Here is a 750-nt window from a genome sequence, read left to right on the forward strand (position 1 = left end):
CAGCAAGCATTACGTCTGTAGCTCTTCTTACTGCATCTACAGCAGATTCTTTACATCCGTATTTGTTGTCGAATTTAGATTTAGTAACCGAATCATTTACATTGATGGCAGGCATTACTAAAGTTCCGTTCTTCATTCTTTCGTAAAGTCTGTGAACACCGGTAGTGGTTTCTTCAGAAAGCCCTTTGATATCTTTTGTGAACTCAGGATATTTATCAAAAACCATGTTTGTTAAGTCTCCACCATCATCCAAAATCATGTTTAATGGCTTTCTGTCTTCACCAAAGAATAAAGTCTGCTCAATACACCAGTCAAATTCCTCTTCATTTAATCCTTTCCATGCATACACCGGAATTCCAGCAGCAGCAATAGCAGCAGCAGCGTGATCCTGTGTAGAGAAAATATTACAAGATGACCATGTAACTTCAGCTCCTAAAGCTACAAGAGTCTCGATAAGCACAGCCGTTTGGATAGTCATGTGAAGACATCCTGCGATTCTGGCTCCTTTCAGTGGCTGAGACGGTCCGTATTCTTCACGGATAGCCATCAGACCTGGCATTTCTGCTTCTGCAAGGGTAATTTCTTTTCTACCCCATTCTGCAAGGGAGATATCCTTAACTTTATAAGGAACGTATTGTGTTGTAGTACTCATATGTAATGAATAGTTTTAAAATTCAATTGATAACGAATACGGATGTAAAGAATCTGCTGTAGATGCAGTAAGAAGAGCTACAGACGTAATGCTTGCTG

General features: G+C 39.7%; 1 protein-coding gene. It reads right to left on the reverse strand.

Features of this window, described 5'->3' with window-relative positions:
* Positions 1-652: adenosylhomocysteinase (locus tag GB932_RS22380; protein ID WP_197517230.1), on the reverse strand; the 652-nt coding region annotated here is incomplete at its 3' end.
* Positions 653-750 lie beyond the last annotated feature (98 nt).

The sequence above is a fragment of the Microbacterium karelineae genome, assembly GCF_009745985.1.
GTDB lineage: Bacteria > Actinomycetota > Actinomycetes > Actinomycetales > Microbacteriaceae > Microbacterium > Microbacterium karelineae.